Source organism: Streptomyces sp. NBC_00872 (assembly GCF_045161915.1).
Classification (GTDB): domain Bacteria; phylum Actinomycetota; class Actinomycetes; order Streptomycetales; family Streptomycetaceae; genus Streptomyces.
The window spans coordinates 4,919,482-4,933,445 of record NZ_CP108806.1; the positions used below are offsets into that span (position 1 = coordinate 4,919,482).

The window sequence follows — 13,964 nt, forward strand, 5'->3', positions numbered from 1 at the left end:
ACCTTCGCGACGGCACCGACTCCATAGACCGGTCCGCCCCAGGCGAGTACCCGCACCGTGGGTCGGCTCCCCGTGCCCACCTGGGTTGGACCCTCCACCCTCCGTCGGCTGCCTACGAGCGAGCTCGGCAGCCGACGGAGGGCCACCTCGGCCGCTCCGCACCCACCGACCGTGACCCCGCCGCTGTCGAGCCCCGGCAGCAGCGCGGAACGCGTCGTGTGCGCCACGGGCCCCTCGTACCGCGATCCGCTTCGACCCCATACAAAGAGGCGCACCGAGTGATTCAGCACCCAGCTCTGGAGAACATCGACCGCGCGGTCCCGATCACGGTCACCACCGACCGGACCCTCCGCGTCAAGGTCATTGACTCATGCGGTATGACCTGCACCTTCTGCCACAACGAAGGCACCCCCGTCAGCGTCGACAACCGTGCCCACGCCGCTGGCGTATTCGCCGACTCGGGCAGCTCCGGACGCGTATCGATCTACGTGGCCACCAACGGCGCGAACTTCCTCAGCGCGCCCGTCTTCCCGGACGAGTCCTTCCGCCGCGCACTGGAACAGCTCCGGAACGCCCTCGGTTTCAACGAGGTACACCTGACCGGAGGCGAGCCGACCCTCCACCCCCGGCTCCCCGAGATCGTGGCCACAGCCAGGGAGGCCGGCTACGCGGTGAGCATCACCTCGAACGGCGAGAACGGGGCCCGGATACTGCCCAGTTGCGCCCTGTCCGGGCTCGGGCGCGTCAACTTCTCCGTCTTCGGAACCACTCCCGAAGAGTTGATACAGGTTCAACACGTGCGATTCCGGAACAAGGCCCTGGCCCAACGCAAGATCGCAGCACTGGACGAGTCGATCAGGCTCGCCACGGAACTCGGCGTGGACGCACGCGCGAACATCGTCCTGCCGCACTGGGACCATGTGCCGCGCGTTCACCGCCTCCTCGCCAAATACTCTCCCTCCCTGTCCGTCCGGATCCTCTCCTCGCTGTCGGACGGCGAAGAATCCCTGAACGCCATCGACACCCTCCTCGACGAACTCGGCGCCGAACTCGAAGAAGTCCGCCTCATCGCGGGCACCTCGGGCTTCCGCATGTCCTACCGCCTGCCCGACGGCCGTCCGCTCACCGTCAAGCACATCCGGCCCGTCAGACTGCCGACGACCTGCACCGGCTGCCGCTTCAACAACAGCACCGACTGCGAGGAGGGCTACTACGGGGTGCGCCTGTACCGGGACACCGCAGGGCGCTTTCACGTCGGGGTTTGCATACAGCGCATGGACCTCTGCCAGCCCGTGGAAGAGTTCGTAGCCGGTGACGCATGCGACGAGGTCCTCCAGTTACGCGAGAACGACCTCCGAGACCTGACCGCCTGAAGACCGACCAACAGGAGCACAGACAGCGATGGCCCAGCACGAGTACGAGGCGAAATTCCTCAGCATCGACGTCGATGCGGTACGCGACCAACTCCGCGCTGCCGGGGCACAACAAGCCTTCGACAAGACCCTGTTCACCCGCTTCATCTTCGAGAACGACGCGGTCCAGGGCGAACAGTGGCTGCGGCTGAGGGACGAGGGAGGCAAGAAGACCCTCACCCTGAAGCAGGTCAGCGACGCCACCACCATCAACGGCACCACCGAGATCGAGATCGAAGTCGACGACCTCGACAAGACAGCCGAACTCCTCACCGCCCTCGGACTCCGCCAGGTCCGGTACCAGCAGAACTACCGCGAGGAATGGCAGCTCGGCAACATCACCTACGACCTCGACACCTGGCCCGACCTCCCCACCTTCATCGAAATCGAAGGCCCCTCGGAAGAAGCGGTCCGCAAGGCAGTAGCCGCACTCGGCTTCGACTACGAACAGGCCCGCTACGGCAGCATCGACCTCATCTACAAGAGCGAACTGAACCGGGACATCCTCGCCGAGACAACGCTGCTCTTCGCGGAGTAGCTGATGCGCAGCAGGTGGGCCGCGCCCAGCGAGGGCGACGGCCCGCCCGCATGTCCACATGAGGAACACCCCCCGGGCCTGCGCGGGGCCCACGCGTTCCTACAGGTCGGCCGTGAGGGCTATGGCGGAACACCCCCGCCTGCGCGGGGACCACGGTGACGGTGAACTCATACGAGGACGGCTCCCCGGAACACCCCCGCCTGCGCGGGGGCCACATGGACGCACCGCCAACCGGCCGGCTCATGGACGGAACACCCCCGCCTGCGCGGGGACCACGCTTCCTGAGCTGCGGCGTTAGAGGGGCTTTGCCGTTGCTTGACCCACGCTCGTCCGCATAGCTACATGGTGTCAGAGCCATGTGGCGACGTCCCCATCACTGGGAAAACGCGCTGGCGAGGTGGGATGGTGCTCCCCCGCAGTCGGGGTCCAACCGAGTCTCTACCTGGTCGCGCCAGCCAGTCGGCCCGGCCCGGTCAGGAAGGCTTTCGAGGCGTCGGAGGAGTTAAGCGCGCCTGGTCAGAACGGTAGCTTGCGTGAGCGATGCGTGAGCGGATGGGGTGGCACGGGGCGTTTTGGGGTGGCTCCCGTGGCAGTGCGGGGTGCTCCGACCAGGTAGTTCTGGATGGCGGACGATCACGCAGAGCTGCCCGGCACGGCTCAAACGGGTCTTTTGATCAGTTGGTTGTGGGTTCGAGTGCCACACGGCGTACTTCTCTGACCTGCTACTGAGTGCCCTCCTGGGTCCTGACCGGGTAGGGCGCCCAGTTGGTTTCGGGCTTGCTTGTGATGGCTGGGACGCGCGCTTGCGGCGTTGTCGGAGTCAGTCCGTCAGGGCCGCGCCGAAGTACGGGCGGGTGCCCAGGCCCAGGGACTGGGTGGTGAGCAGGGTGGAGCCGGTGCCCGTGGGGGCGGACGACGTGCTCGGGAGGAGGTGGAGGCGGCCCTTCTCGTTGGCCGTGGCGATCAGTTCGGCGCGTCCGTCGTGGTTGAAGTCGCGCAGCAGGACCGACGATCCCAGCCAGGAGTCGTTCGCTTCGGAGGGATCGCCCTCGACGCCGGGTGTGCGGACGTCGTACTGGCGGGAGTTCTTGCCTGTGAGGCCGCCCTTGCCGCCGCGCAGGAGGGTGACCGCGCCGCCCCGGAAGAGACTCTTGCCGAGCACCTGGCCGGGGACGCCCGCCGCGAGGTCCGGGTAGCCGTCGCCGTTCGTGTCCGCTGCCGACACGTCGTACCCGAAGTAGTCGACCGATTCCGGCGTGCCCGGGACACCGGTGGTGGCCTGGCTGATCGAGGTGACCGTGGTGCTCGGGCCGGCCGAGGTGCCCTTGAGGATGTGTACGGCGCCGCCCTTGCCCGAGCGGGGGATCCCGACCGCGAGATCGCCGTAGCCGTCCTTGTTGAAGTCGGCGATCGTGGCGCTCGGGTGGGCTATGTCGCTCGATCGCGGCAGGCCGATCTTCCGCGGCGGCGTGGCCGGACCGCCGGAACGGCCGCGGTAGAACCAGACGCGGTTGGTCCGGGTGTCCGCGTCCCAGCCGAGGACCGCGAAGTCGGCGGTGCCGTCCTTGGTGACCTTGCCGGAGACCACGAGTTCCGGCGCGATGTCCTCGCCGTGGATGGGGTCGAGGTTGGTGGCCGTCCCTCGCGAGCCGGTCTTGGTGAACGGACCGCGTACGACGTAGACGTCGTCGTCGGTGATCGCGACGACGTCCTCCTTGCCGTCGGCGGTGAAGTCGCCGACGGCGATGTCCTTGGCGAAGCCGCAGTCCTTGCAGCCCGTGCTCTTGAATGACGTCCCGTTGGTCAGGCCCGCCTTGGAGCCCCACAGGATGGTGAAGGTGCCGTGGTAGGCGCCGTCGTCCTCGCCCGGGGCGGTGACGACGACGTCGCCGTAACCGTCCTTGTTCATGTCGGCCGCGGTGACCTTCGTGCCGAAGGAGTCGTTCGTCTCCGCGGTGCCCGCTATGTACGGGGTGTTCTGCGTGATCACCGAGCGCTTGGCGGGCGCGGGACCGTGGGCAGTGCCCCAGACGACCACGACGGCGCCCGCCTGTTTCTTGCCGCCCACCGTGGCGGTGCTGTCGCCCAAGACGAGGTCGCGGTGGCCGTCCCCGTTGAAGTCGTCCGCGAACTTCGCGGTGGCCGCGGTCGCCGGCGCGGCCAGCACCAGCGGGGTGAGACCGGAGGCGAGGAGGCTGGCGGTCAGCAGGAGGGTGCGCTTGCGCAAAGTGTCTCCAACGGTCGGGGCGGACCCCGGGAATCCGGTGCCGCGACTAGGAGACCCTCGGAAAATGGCTGCGGTTGTAGGGGGTTCGGTGAACATTTGAGGTTCCTGTGGCGGTCGTCGCTACGAGGTCGTCGCTTACGAAACGATCTTCTCGCCGAGCGCCTCGGTGAGCTGGTTCCGCAGGGTACGTGCCGCATCGGGCGACAAAAGTGCGGTGACGTCGGGGCAGCCGTCGTACAGGGCGAGCCGGATGTGATCGTGATGACCGGTGGTGGCCACGTCGATCGCGATCGTCGGTTCGCCCTCGGCCCGGTAGTTCGCCGTCTCGTCGGCACCGTTGAGGGCGGGGACATCGTCTCCGCTGACGCTGGACCAGATGCTCATGGGCTCATTCTCCGGTGGCGCGGGCGCCCGGCCGTAGGGGGTGCCCCGGAGCTCTCATTCAGTGTGGCTCATGTTCCATGCTTCGGGCAGATCGCTGCCGCAGAAGACGCAGACGAAGTCGTCTTCGCGCACGATGTTGCGCTCCTGACAGCCCGGACAGGCCCGGAACACCACCCCGTGGGTGAAGCCGGACGGCCGCCCGAGCTCTGCGCGATCCAGAGCCTGGGCGACCGCCGACCACGAGGTGACGTCCGGGCAATACCCGGTCGAGTGGTTGCTGACCTCGCCCACCACCCATCGACCTGCCTCGCGGACGAAGCCAATCTCGCCGGCGCTCAGGACCGATCCTCCGCCCGCGCACGCCACATGCTCGCTTCGCCGCGGCGCCAGCCGCAGTACGCCGTCCGTGTCGACCACGAAGGTGAACGGTTCGGCCAGCTCCGCCGCCGGTCGCTGCGCGATCCAGCCGTCGAAGTCCGCTGCCGAGCGGATCCGGAAACCGTCGCTGCCAGGCCGGACCGCGGCTTTCACATCGGCCGGTCCCACATACCGATAACTCCGCTCCAGCGCGCTCACGCGAGCGTCCGGTTCGGAGGCCGCCGATGACGGCGGCAAATGGCGCTTACCCGATAGAAGTAAGAATCATACTTTTCGAAGTTGTTCGAGGCGGAAGGTGGAATTCGTTCCGTGTCGCGGTATCTCCGTGGCGCGTCGAACAAGGAGTCCCCTATGCGTCGAACTCTCGCATCCCTGGCCACGGTCGGCCTGGGGCTGTCCGTGGTCGTCGGTCTCGCAGGGACCGCCACGGCGGCTGTTCCCTCGCCGGCGGCTGCCGGTCCCGGAGATCTTGTGCTGGCGTACCAGTGCAATGCCGGTGGCGGCACGGTCGTTTTCCCCCTCGGTCCCGTCGCCAGGTGTGAAGGCGGACGGTTCGCCGGTTCCATCGTGGTGGTGTAGCGGACGGCGGGGCGCGATCAGGCCGGTGGGTACGCCGGCGACGCCGTGAGCGCGTCCGGTGTCCGGTCGGCCCGTCGGGCTCCGTTCGACGGGAGACAGAGCGGCGCGTGCCCGGTCGTGGGCGCGCGTTCCCCAGGTACTCAACAGCGTGGGAGAGAAAATATGCGTATGTGCAGAGCTGTGGCGGTCTCGGGTCTGGTCCTCGCCGGAATCCTCGGATCCGCCGGGGCCGCGACTGCCGCCGAACACGAGGGGGACTCGCCCCTGGTGAGCATCGGGTCGATCGATGACTCGATCGAGGATCTTCTGGAGCAGACTGTGCTGCTCGACGACTGACAAAGTCTGGATCCGAAGTCTGGACACGACCGAAAGTCTGGACCCGACAGACAGAGTGCCCCTCTGCCCGGCCCGCCAGGAGCCGGGTGGAGGGGTCTTGTCGTTCCCGGAGGTAGAGGGCAGGGGGCAGGGGGATAGAGGGGCGGAGGGTGGGAGGGGGAGGTTGGGAGGGGCCTCGAGCGGAGGGCCTCGGGCGTCGGGCCTCCCGTCTCGGGTCTCGGGCACCCCGTCGGGCGGGGGCCGGCCGTCTGCCCGGCTCTCATCGACAGCCGAACGGCTGCCCAGGGGCTTCTTCCGTGGGGGTGGAGGGCTGCGGGACCATCGGCGGACGGTGCCCCTCGCACCTGCGATCCGCTGAGATCTCGGAGGCCTACGTGACGGTGATAGTCGGACTGGTCCACAAGAAGCGTGTCTATCTGGGGGGTGACTCCGCCGGGGTCGCCGGATACCAGCTCACCGTCCGCCGCGATCCCAAGGTGTTCACCAACGGTCCTTACGCCATGGGCTTCACCACCAGTTTCCGGATGGGACAGTTGCTCCAGCACGCCTTCAAGGTGCCGCGGCCCAAGGGAGATCTGGATCGGTTCATGGTCACGACATTCGTCAACGCCCTGCGGACCTGCCTCAAGGACGGCGGCTGGGCGCGGAAGGAGTCCGAGCAGGAGCAGGCCGGGACCTTTCTGGTGGGGGTGCGGGGGCGGTTGTTCGCCATAGACAGCGACTATCAGGTGGCCGAGTCGGCCGACGGCTACGCGGCCGTCGGATGCGGTGACGAACTGGCCCTCGGCGCTCTGCACGCGACCGCCACGCTGGCCATGAAGCCGCGTGCCCGGCTCGAGACCGCGCTGGCCGCCGCCGCCCATCACAGTGCCGGGGTGTCCGCGCCGTATCTCTATGTCGCCACCCCGCGCCCGTCGTGAACCGATCGAGCACAGGGGCGTCGGGACCGTCGGGGAGATCAGGCCCGTCAGGCTCGTCCGGTGCCTCGGGCACGTTCGGTACGGGGGAACTCGTCCGGCGGCTCGGGCTGTTCGACGCCGTGACCATCGGTCTGGGAGCCATGATCGGCGCGGGCATCTTCGCCGCGCTCGCCCCGGCCACCGCGGCGGCCGGTTCCGGGCTGATGGCAGGGCTGGCGATCGCCGCCGCCGTGGCGTACTGCAACGCGACCTCCTCCGCCCGGCTGGCCGCCCTCTACCCGGCCTCCGGTGGAACGTACGTCTACGGCCGTGAGCGGCTCGGTCCCTTCTGGGGGTATCTCGCCGGATGGGCCTTCGTGATCGGGAAGACCGCCTCCTGCGCGGCGATGGCGCTGACCGTGGGCGCCTACGCCTGGCCGGGGCAGGCGCACGCGGTGGCGGTCGCCGCCGTGGTGGCGCTGACCGCCGTGAACTGTGTCGGGGTGCAGAAGTCCGCCTGGCTCACGAGAGCCGTCGTCGCCGTCGTACTGGCCGTGCTCGCCGCCGTGGTCGTCGCCTGCCTGACCGGGAGTACCGGGAGTACCGGTAGTCCCTCCGCCCTCGCCACGGCCGTCACCTTCGGCGGGGTGTTGCAGGCGGCCGGGCTGCTGTTCTTCGCGTTCGCCGGGTACGCGCGTATCGCCACGCTCGGTGAGGAGGTCCGCGACCCCGCCCGTACGATCCCGCGCGCGATCCCCCTCGCCCTCGGCATCACCCTGGTCGTGTACGCCGGTGTCGCGCTCGCCGTCCTCTCCGTCCTGAGCCCCGGCAGGCTGGCCGACGCAACGGCCCCGCTCGCGGAGGCGGTACGCGCGGCGGGCGTTCCCGGTCTGGCGCCGGTGGTACGGGTGGGTGCGGCCGTCGCCGCCGTCGGCTCGTTGCTCGCGCTCATCCTCGGCGTCTCGCGTACGACCCTGGCGATGGCCCGCGACCGGCACCTGCCGCATGTTCTGGCCGCCGTGCACCCGCGCTTCAAGGTGCCGCAGCGCGCCGAACTCGCCGTCGGAGCGGTCGTCGCCCTCGCCGCCGCCACCGTGGATGTGCGCGGTGCGATCGGCTTCTCGTCGTTCGGGGTTCTCGTCTACTACGCCGTCGCCAACGCCGCCGCCCTCACCCTCACCCGCACCGAGAAGCGCCCACCGCGCGCCGTGCCCGTACTCGGACTCGTCGGCTGTCTGCTCCTCGCCTTCGCCCTGCCCCTGTCCTCGGTCGTGTCGGGCGCCGCCGTACTCGCGGCCGGCGCCGCCGTGTACGCGGTCCGCAGGCGCGCGCGGCCCGGCGGGCCCCAGTCCGGCAAGTCCCGGTCCGGCGGGCCCCGGTCCGGCAAGCCCCGGTCCGGCGGGCCCAGGGCGGCGGGAGCGTGATGATCGGAACGGTGCGACGGGTGTGATCAGAACGTAGCTTCCCAGCGGCTGCGCGGCGGGCGGGAAGGTCGCACTCTTGGCCCTATGAGTGATGCACCGATCGTCGTCCACCGGGCGTCGGGGACAGGCGGGCGGCGGGTCACGGTCCGTGGGCGGATCATGGGGCTCGCCCACTCCGACACCCATCTCGTCGAATTCCTGCGGCTGGCCGGTCTGCCCGATGCCTGGGAACTGCTCGACGACCCGGAGTGGGTGGAGTGGCAGGGCGGTCCCGCGCACGAATACAGCGTCGTATGAGGTACAGCTGTCGTAGGGGGTACAGCCGAGGTACAGCGTCGTATGAGGTGATCATCCTCCGCGCCCCGGAGCCCCGCTGGCGCCGAGCCCCCGCCGGCGTCCCCCCCCGGCTGGGCGCCCGCAGGCGTCCGCCCCCCGGCTGGGCGCCCGCGCCCCCGCCGAGCCTCCGCCCGAGCCCCCCGTCGGCGCCCGCGCCCCGCTCGCTCAGTCCGGTGGGACCGTCGCCGCGATCGACGTGAGCTGCGTCAGGCTGTCGATCCGCCAGTCCGCCGCCTCCACCACCTCCGGATCGTCCGCCCACAGATAGCCCCATGGACCGCGCCGCAGATGGGCGGTGCGCAGGCCGGCCCGCTGGGCGGGGAACAGGTCGTACGCCGGATGGTCGCCCACGTACAGCGTTCTGTCGGGCGCAGCCCGCGCCGCCTCGATGACATGGCCGAAGAACTCCGGGGCCGGTTTGGCCACGCCCCACTCTGCGGAGGTGGCCACCAGATCGGCGGGCAGATCGAGGCGGCGCAGCAGATCACCGGCCTTGACGGTCTGGTTGCCCGCGAGCACGACACGGATACCGAGGGCCCGGAGACCGGCCAGGGCGGGCCGTACGTCGGGGTAGAGGTCGGACTCGTCGAGATGCTCGCCGCGCCCGGCCGCCTCCCTGGCCCGGTTGGCCTCGCCGATGTCCATACCGGGCTTGATCAGATGGAGGGCGTCGGCGTTGTCCTTGTTCTGGACGGTGGCGGCGCCCACCAGTGCGGAGATGGTGTGCCGGGGAATACCCAGCCAGTCGGCCCATGAGGCCCAGTAGCGGTCGTCGCGCACGAGGGTCTCGCCGACGTCGAACACGATGGTTTCGATCACCGGTCCAAGCGTAGGGGGACACGCTCCGCCGATTGTCAGTGGCTGGCCGTAGCCTGTCTCCTATGTTCGCTTCCTCGTCCGCTCACTCCTCTCACTCCGCTTCCCCGTCAGCTTCTTCTTCCGCTTCTTCCGCTTCTTCGGCTCCTTTGTCCGGTTCGATAGCGAGTGCCGTGTCCGGTGCCGCGTCGGACTCCCCGTCCGCGTGCGATTCCGTCCGGTCCGCCGCCGTGGTCAACGCGGAGATCCGCGCCCTGTGGGTACGGGCCGGCAGCGCGCTCTCCTCCGCCGAGCAGGAGCGTTACCAGCGGCTTCTGGTGGAGTGGGCCGCGGCGGTACGGGCCGATGTCGTCACGGCGGCCTAGTCCAGGGTGCGTTGACGGCTCTGTCGTCGACGGCTCTGTGACGGGAGCCATGACGGAGGCCATGACGGGAGCCGTGACGGAGGCCATGACGGGAGCCGTGGCACGGCCTGGCGGGTCCCCGTGGTGCCCCCGTGGCCAGTGGTAATGATCTTGCTCTGAATGGCGTAAGGTTGTGTTTACCGACGCGGGGTGGAGCAGCTCGGTAGCTCGCTGGGCTCATAACCCAGAGGTCGCAGGTTCAAATCCTGTCCCCGCTACTGAAAAGAGTGGCAACAGCCGAAGGCCCGGATTCCAAGTGGATCCGGGCCTTCGCTGTGTGCCTGTCTGTCCGTGTGCCTGTGTGCCCATGTGCCCGTGTTTCCGCGTGTCTGTGTGCCCGCGTGCCTGTGTGTCCGTGCCCCCAGGACCGCACCCGTCTTCGGGACCGCACCCGTCTTCGCGCTTGACCTTTACGCCGCGTCAAGTTCTACCGTCGAAGTCATGGAGTGGTCGATCCAGGAGATCGCGAAGATGGCCGGGACCACGAGCCGCACGCTCAGGCACTACGGCGAACTGGGGCTGCTGATGCCCAGCCGCACCGGCGGCAACGGCTACCGCTACTACGACCAGGACGCCCTGGTCCGGCTCCAGCGGATTCTGCTGCTGCGGGAGCTGGGACTCGGCCTGTCGGAGATCGCCCGGGTCCTCGACGGCCGGCAGGACACGGCCGTCGCCCTGCGCACGCATCTCAGACTGCTGGAGCAGGAGCGCGAGCGCGTCGAGCGGCTGATCGCGTCGGTGCGGACCACTCTCCACAAGACCGGGACGGGAGAGGAACTCATGGCCGGGGAAGTGCTCGACGGCTTCGATCACACACGGTACGAGCGGGAGGTGACCGAGCGATGGGGCCGGGAGGCGTATCGGAAGGGCGACCGCTGGTGGCGCGCGCTCAGCGAGGAGGAACGCCAGGGGTTCCAGGACCGGCACGAGGCCATCGCCCGCGACTGGGCACGGGCGAGGGAGTCGGGGCTCGCCGCCGACAGCGACGAGGCCCAGGCCGTCGCCCGCCGTCATTGCGACTGGCTGTCGGTGACGGCGGAACCCACGAAGTCCTATGTCATCGGCGTGACGCGAATGTATGTGGACGATGCACGCTTCACAGCGGCCTATGACAAGTACGGTGAAGGGACAGCAGTGCTCGTACGGGACGCCATGAAGGTGTACGCCGAGCACCACCTGACTGGCTGACCGGTCGGTACGGCCGGCCGGTCGGCAGACTCGGCGGCGACCGGGCACCGGCCCGGCGACCGACGTGGCGACCGACCGGCCATATGACCGAACGACCGGGCCGTCCGGCCGTCCGGCCGTCTGACCTGCTGAGGAGCCGGTCGCGATCCGACCTCCTCCATAGCCCACTCGGCCGACGGCGAGTCGCCGCCGAGGACGGCAGCGGCCAGCCTGGGTGGGGCGCGGTACCGTCCGCAGCCCTAGGCGGAACCGGGCAGGTGACCACTGGTGGGGAAGCTGAGCAAGCTCAGGGAGACCCTGAGTGGCAGAGGCGCGCGGGCCGACGATCTGACCGGTCCGATGTCCGCCGACGGGTCACCGATGCCGGAAAGCCGTATCCGTACCAGCCGCCGGCTGGTGCGCTTTCTCCCCGTCCTGGTGATCGGCGTCGGGGTAGTCCTCGATCTCTCGACCCCGACGCGGGTCACCGCCGCCCCCCTGTACGCGGCCTCACCCCTGGTCGCGGCGCCGTTCTACCCGCTGATCGGCACGCTGCTGATCAGCGTCGCGGCGGTCTGCGCCGAACTGTCGATGCACCTCTACGCCAACTCGCTCAACACGCTGGAGTCGCTCAGTGAGTTGCTGACGGTGGTGATCGTGTCTCTTCTCGCGCTCTACATCGGCGGGGTACTGCGCCGCAGCGGGCAGCGGCTCGCCTCGGCCCGGATCATCGCCGAGACCGCTCAACGGGCGGTACTGCCAAGACCCGCCGAGCGGATCGGGGGGCTGCGTATCGCCGCGCGGTACGAGGCGGCCCAGGAGGGCGCGTTCATCGGCGGCGATCTGTTCGCCGTACAGGACACGCCGTACGGGGTACGACTGGTGGTGGGGGACGTACGGGGGAAAGGGCTGGAGGCGGTCGAGGCGGTGGCCGTCGTCATCGGGTCCTTCCGGGAGGCCGCCGAGCAGGAAAGATCGCTGGAGGGCGTGGCGCAGCGGCTGGAGCGCGCGCTCACCCGCGACGGGAGCAGACGGGGCGGGCTCGACGCCTTCGAGGGGTTCACCACGGCGGTGCTCGCCGAGATCCCGCACGACGGGAGCGTGGTGCGGCTGGTCAACCGGGGCCATCCCGATCCGCTGCTGATGTGCGAGGACGGCGCGGTACGGATGCTGGAGACGCGCGACCCCGCGCTGCCCCTCGGGATGAGCGAACTGGCCGCATGGCCGGACCGTGCCCAGCAGGCCTTCTACCCGGCCGGCTCGACGCTGCTCTTCTACACGGACGGACTCTCCGAGGCGCGTGACGCCCACGGGGTCTTCTATGTGCCGAGCGACCGGCTCGACGGACGGATCTTCCAGGGGCCCGACGAACTGCTCCAGGCGCTGATCGACGACGTCCGGCTGCACACCGGCGGCGGGAGCCAGGACGACATGGCGCTGCTGGCGGTGAACCGCCCCACGGAGGGGCAGCCGGAGCGGCGCAGGACGATACCCCTCGTTCCCTGAAGCAGTTCCCTGGAGCAGTTGCCTGGGTTCCCTGACGGTTGCCGGACGCCGTTCGCTGACGCCGTTCGCTGACGCCGAGTCCGCCGTCACCACCGTGTGTGATCGACAGGTATCCCTCCGCATAACATTTGACATACCGTCAGGTAAGTGGGGCGTACTGAAAGGAAGTCAGCTCGCCCGATTGCGTATGCATGTGCCCTGGTGTGTCCGATGCGAAGTTGTTAATGATCACCGGGAACGGCTTGGAATAAGGGCCTGGTCTCTATTAACGTTCGATAACGCAGCGCGGTCGTCCCAGCCGTCGTAAGAGTCGGCACCGTGCTCATGCGCCGAATCCCGCAAGGGAACCGGGGAACCACCAATTGGGGTGAATCGGAAGTTCTTCGCTGCCTCGTGCGGCGCAGGGCGACCGTAGGAGACCTTCCTGCTCCGAACCCGTCAGCTAACCCGGTAGGCGAGAAGGAAGGAAAGGAGTGCGCCTCAGTGGCGTCCAATCAGCCTGCCCCCACCGCCCCCTTCGAAACCACCTCCTTCGGCAGCGAGCCGGAACGGGCATGGGGCGAGTGGAACCCGACCGAGGAGTCCGTACGCCCGGTACGCGGCAGGCATCGTGTCGGCAAGCAGCGCAACGGCTTCGCCCGTAGCTCCACCGTCCTCGGCGTCGGTGTCATAGCCGCCGTCGGCGCGGGCGGCATGGCCACCGCGCAGGACAAGCCCGCGGTCTCCATATCCCTGCCCGACGCCATCACCGACAATCTTCCCGACGCCGGGTCGCTCCCGGGCATGGGATCGCTGGCGGCGGACGAGGCCGAGCCGGACCTGCTGGCCAGCGCCCCGCTCACCACCGCCGGTATGACCGCCGCGGACGCGGAGCAGGGCGCCACGGACGCGGGCGAGGCCCTGCGGGCCCGGATCCTCCAGCAGGCGGAGCAGCAGCAGAACGAGGCCGACGCGACGGAGAAGGCGGCCGCGGAGCGCGTGGCGGCCGAGCAGGCCGCGGCACTGGCCAAGAAGCAGCAGACCGAGGCCGAGAAGAAGATCGAAGAGGCCAAGAAGAAGGCCGAGGCGGAGGCCAAGGCCAAGGCGGAGGCGGAGCGCCTCGCGAAACTGGCGGCCAGCTTCGCCCTTCCCACCTCCTCGTACACCATTACCTCCACCTACGGTGAGTCCGGCTCCATGTGGTCCTCCGGCTACCACACCGGTCTGGACTTCGCCGCCCCGACGGGCACCCCGGTCAAGGCCGTGCACAGCGGCACGGTCACCTCCGCCGGCTGGTCGGGCTCGTACGGCTACCGCACCATCCTGGAGCTGGATGACGGTACGGAGATCTGGTACTGCCACCAGTCCTCGATGACCGTCACCGCCGGGCAGAAGGTCACCACCGGCGAGACCATCGGCCGGGTCGGCGCGACCGGCAATGTGACGGGGCCGCATCTGCACCTTGAGGTGCACACCGCGGGCGGCTCCGGTATCGACCCCATGAGCTGGCTGAGCAGCAAGGGTCTGACTCCCTGACCCGGGGTTGACCCCATGATCCGGGCCTGGCTTCCTGCCCAGG

15 protein-coding genes, 1 tRNA gene and 1 riboswitch are annotated in these 13,964 nt (G+C 69.1%); of the genes, 12 read left to right on the forward strand and 4 right to left on the reverse strand.

The genetic code is table 11. The annotated features are described in order from the left end of the window. Positions 1 to 278 precede the first annotated feature (278 nt). Both OG214_RS21015 and OG214_RS21020 read left to right on the forward strand, forming a co-directional pair. A complete protein-coding gene (locus OG214_RS21015; RefSeq protein WP_405985608.1) occupies positions 279 to 1,373 on the forward strand; it encodes a radical SAM protein in 1,095 nt (364 codons plus the stop codon). A 28-nt stretch (positions 1,374 to 1,401) separates the two neighbouring features. Beyond that, positions 1,402 to 1,950, forward strand: a complete 549-nt coding sequence (locus OG214_RS21020; RefSeq protein WP_405985609.1) for a class IV adenylate cyclase — start codon at positions 1,402 to 1,404, stop codon at positions 1,948 to 1,950. Positions 1,951 to 2,770: 820 nt separating this feature from the next. Here the strand turns inward: OG214_RS21020 and OG214_RS21025 are convergent. The 3 genes from OG214_RS21025 to OG214_RS21035 all read right to left on the reverse strand — a co-directional run bounded on the left by OG214_RS21025 (position 2,771) and on the right by OG214_RS21035 (position 5,137). Beyond that, the gene (locus tag OG214_RS21025; protein WP_405985610.1) at positions 2,771 to 4,177 is read right to left on the reverse strand and encodes an FG-GAP-like repeat-containing protein; all 1,407 of its coding nucleotides are present in this window, start codon (positions 4,175 to 4,177) and stop codon (positions 2,771 to 2,773) included. A 135-nt stretch (positions 4,178 to 4,312) separates the two neighbouring features. After that, complete coding sequence (locus tag OG214_RS21030) at positions 4,313 to 4,561, reverse strand: hypothetical protein (protein WP_405985611.1); 249 nt, start codon at positions 4,559 to 4,561, stop codon at positions 4,313 to 4,315. 54 nt (positions 4,562 to 4,615) lie between these two features. After that, complete coding sequence (locus OG214_RS21035; protein WP_405985612.1) at positions 4,616 to 5,137, reverse strand: hypothetical protein; 522 nt, start codon at positions 5,135 to 5,137, stop codon at positions 4,616 to 4,618. A gap of 153 nt (positions 5,138 to 5,290) precedes the next feature. Between OG214_RS21035 and OG214_RS21040 the strand changes: the two genes are divergently transcribed. The 5 genes from OG214_RS21040 to OG214_RS21060 all read left to right on the forward strand — a co-directional run bounded on the left by OG214_RS21040 (position 5,291) and on the right by OG214_RS21060 (position 8,474). Then, positions 5,291 to 5,518, forward strand: coding sequence for a hypothetical protein (locus OG214_RS21040; RefSeq protein ID WP_363079720.1), 228 nt, complete (start codon positions 5,291 to 5,293; stop codon positions 5,516 to 5,518). A gap of 168 nt (positions 5,519 to 5,686) precedes the next feature. After that, positions 5,687 to 5,854: a hypothetical protein gene (locus OG214_RS21045; protein ID WP_365906195.1), complete on the forward strand. Its 168-nt coding sequence runs from the start codon at positions 5,687 to 5,689 to the stop codon at positions 5,852 to 5,854. A 374-nt stretch (positions 5,855 to 6,228) separates the two neighbouring features. After that, on the forward strand, positions 6,229 to 6,774 hold the full coding sequence (locus OG214_RS21050; RefSeq protein WP_405985613.1) for a hypothetical protein: 546 nt from the start codon (positions 6,229 to 6,231) through the stop codon (positions 6,772 to 6,774). A gap of 107 nt (positions 6,775 to 6,881) precedes the next feature. Beyond that, entirely contained in the window at positions 6,882 to 8,177 is a 1,296-nt protein-coding gene (locus OG214_RS21055) for an APC family permease (protein WP_405987564.1), read from the forward strand. Between the two features lie 84 nt (positions 8,178 to 8,261). Next, positions 8,262 to 8,474: a hypothetical protein gene (locus OG214_RS21060; protein WP_363079717.1), complete on the forward strand. Its 213-nt coding sequence runs from the start codon at positions 8,262 to 8,264 to the stop codon at positions 8,472 to 8,474. Between the two features lie 204 nt (positions 8,475 to 8,678). On the opposite strand, the gene OG214_RS21065 is transcribed toward OG214_RS21060, so the two are convergent. Beyond that, positions 8,679 to 9,332: an HAD family hydrolase gene (locus tag OG214_RS21065; protein ID WP_363079716.1), complete on the reverse strand. Its 654-nt coding sequence runs from the start codon at positions 9,330 to 9,332 to the stop codon at positions 8,679 to 8,681. Between the two features lie 170 nt (positions 9,333 to 9,502). Between OG214_RS21065 and OG214_RS21070 the strand changes: the two genes are divergently transcribed. From OG214_RS21070 to OG214_RS21090, 5 genes are all read left to right on the forward strand, one after another. Further along, positions 9,503 to 9,694 carry a hypothetical protein gene (locus OG214_RS21070; RefSeq protein WP_363079715.1) on the forward strand — a complete coding sequence of 64 codons (192 nt, stop codon included), beginning with the start codon at positions 9,503 to 9,505 and terminating at the stop codon, positions 9,692 to 9,694. A 183-nt stretch (positions 9,695 to 9,877) separates the two neighbouring features. Next, positions 9,878 to 9,951: transfer RNA gene (locus OG214_RS21075), tRNA-Met, on the forward strand. 223 nt (positions 9,952 to 10,174) lie between these two features. Further along, the gene (locus OG214_RS21080; RefSeq protein ID WP_363079714.1) at positions 10,175 to 10,921 is read left to right on the forward strand and encodes a MerR family transcriptional regulator; all 747 of its coding nucleotides are present in this window, start codon (positions 10,175 to 10,177) and stop codon (positions 10,919 to 10,921) included. Positions 10,922 to 11,260: 339 nt separating this feature from the next. Beyond that, on the forward strand, positions 11,261 to 12,406 hold the full coding sequence (locus OG214_RS21085; protein WP_363079741.1) for a PP2C family protein-serine/threonine phosphatase: 1,146 nt from the start codon (positions 11,261 to 11,263) through the stop codon (positions 12,404 to 12,406). A gap of 317 nt (positions 12,407 to 12,723) precedes the next feature. Then, positions 12,724 to 12,878: riboswitch (cyclic di-AMP (ydaO/yuaA leader) on the forward strand. 11 nt (positions 12,879 to 12,889) lie between these two features. Then, entirely contained in the window at positions 12,890 to 13,921 is a 1,032-nt protein-coding gene (locus OG214_RS21090; RefSeq protein ID WP_365906192.1) for a M23 family metallopeptidase, read from the forward strand. The last annotated feature ends 43 nt before the right edge of the window (positions 13,922 to 13,964 follow it).

What these genes read in the sequence shown, in the direction of transcription:
- OG214_RS21020 (WP_405985609.1), top strand. Translation starts at nt 1,402, where the DNA reads ATGGCCCAGCACGAGTACGAGGCGAAATTCCTCAGCATCGACGTCGAT.
- OG214_RS21030 (WP_405985611.1), bottom strand. Translation starts at nt 4,561, where the DNA reads ATGAGCATCTGGTCCAGCGTCAGCGGAGACGATGTCCCCGCCCTCAAC.
- OG214_RS21040 (WP_363079720.1), top strand. Translation starts at nt 5,291, where the DNA reads ATGCGTCGAACTCTCGCATCCCTGGCCACGGTCGGCCTGGGGCTGTCC.
- OG214_RS21045 (WP_365906195.1), top strand. Translation starts at nt 5,687, where the DNA reads ATGTGCAGAGCTGTGGCGGTCTCGGGTCTGGTCCTCGCCGGAATCCTC.
- OG214_RS21060 (WP_363079717.1), top strand. Translation starts at nt 8,262, where the DNA reads ATGAGTGATGCACCGATCGTCGTCCACCGGGCGTCGGGGACAGGCGGG.
- OG214_RS21080 (WP_363079714.1), top strand. Translation starts at nt 10,175, where the DNA reads ATGGAGTGGTCGATCCAGGAGATCGCGAAGATGGCCGGGACCACGAGC.
- OG214_RS21085 (WP_363079741.1), top strand. Translation starts at nt 11,261, where the DNA reads ATGTCCGCCGACGGGTCACCGATGCCGGAAAGCCGTATCCGTACCAGC.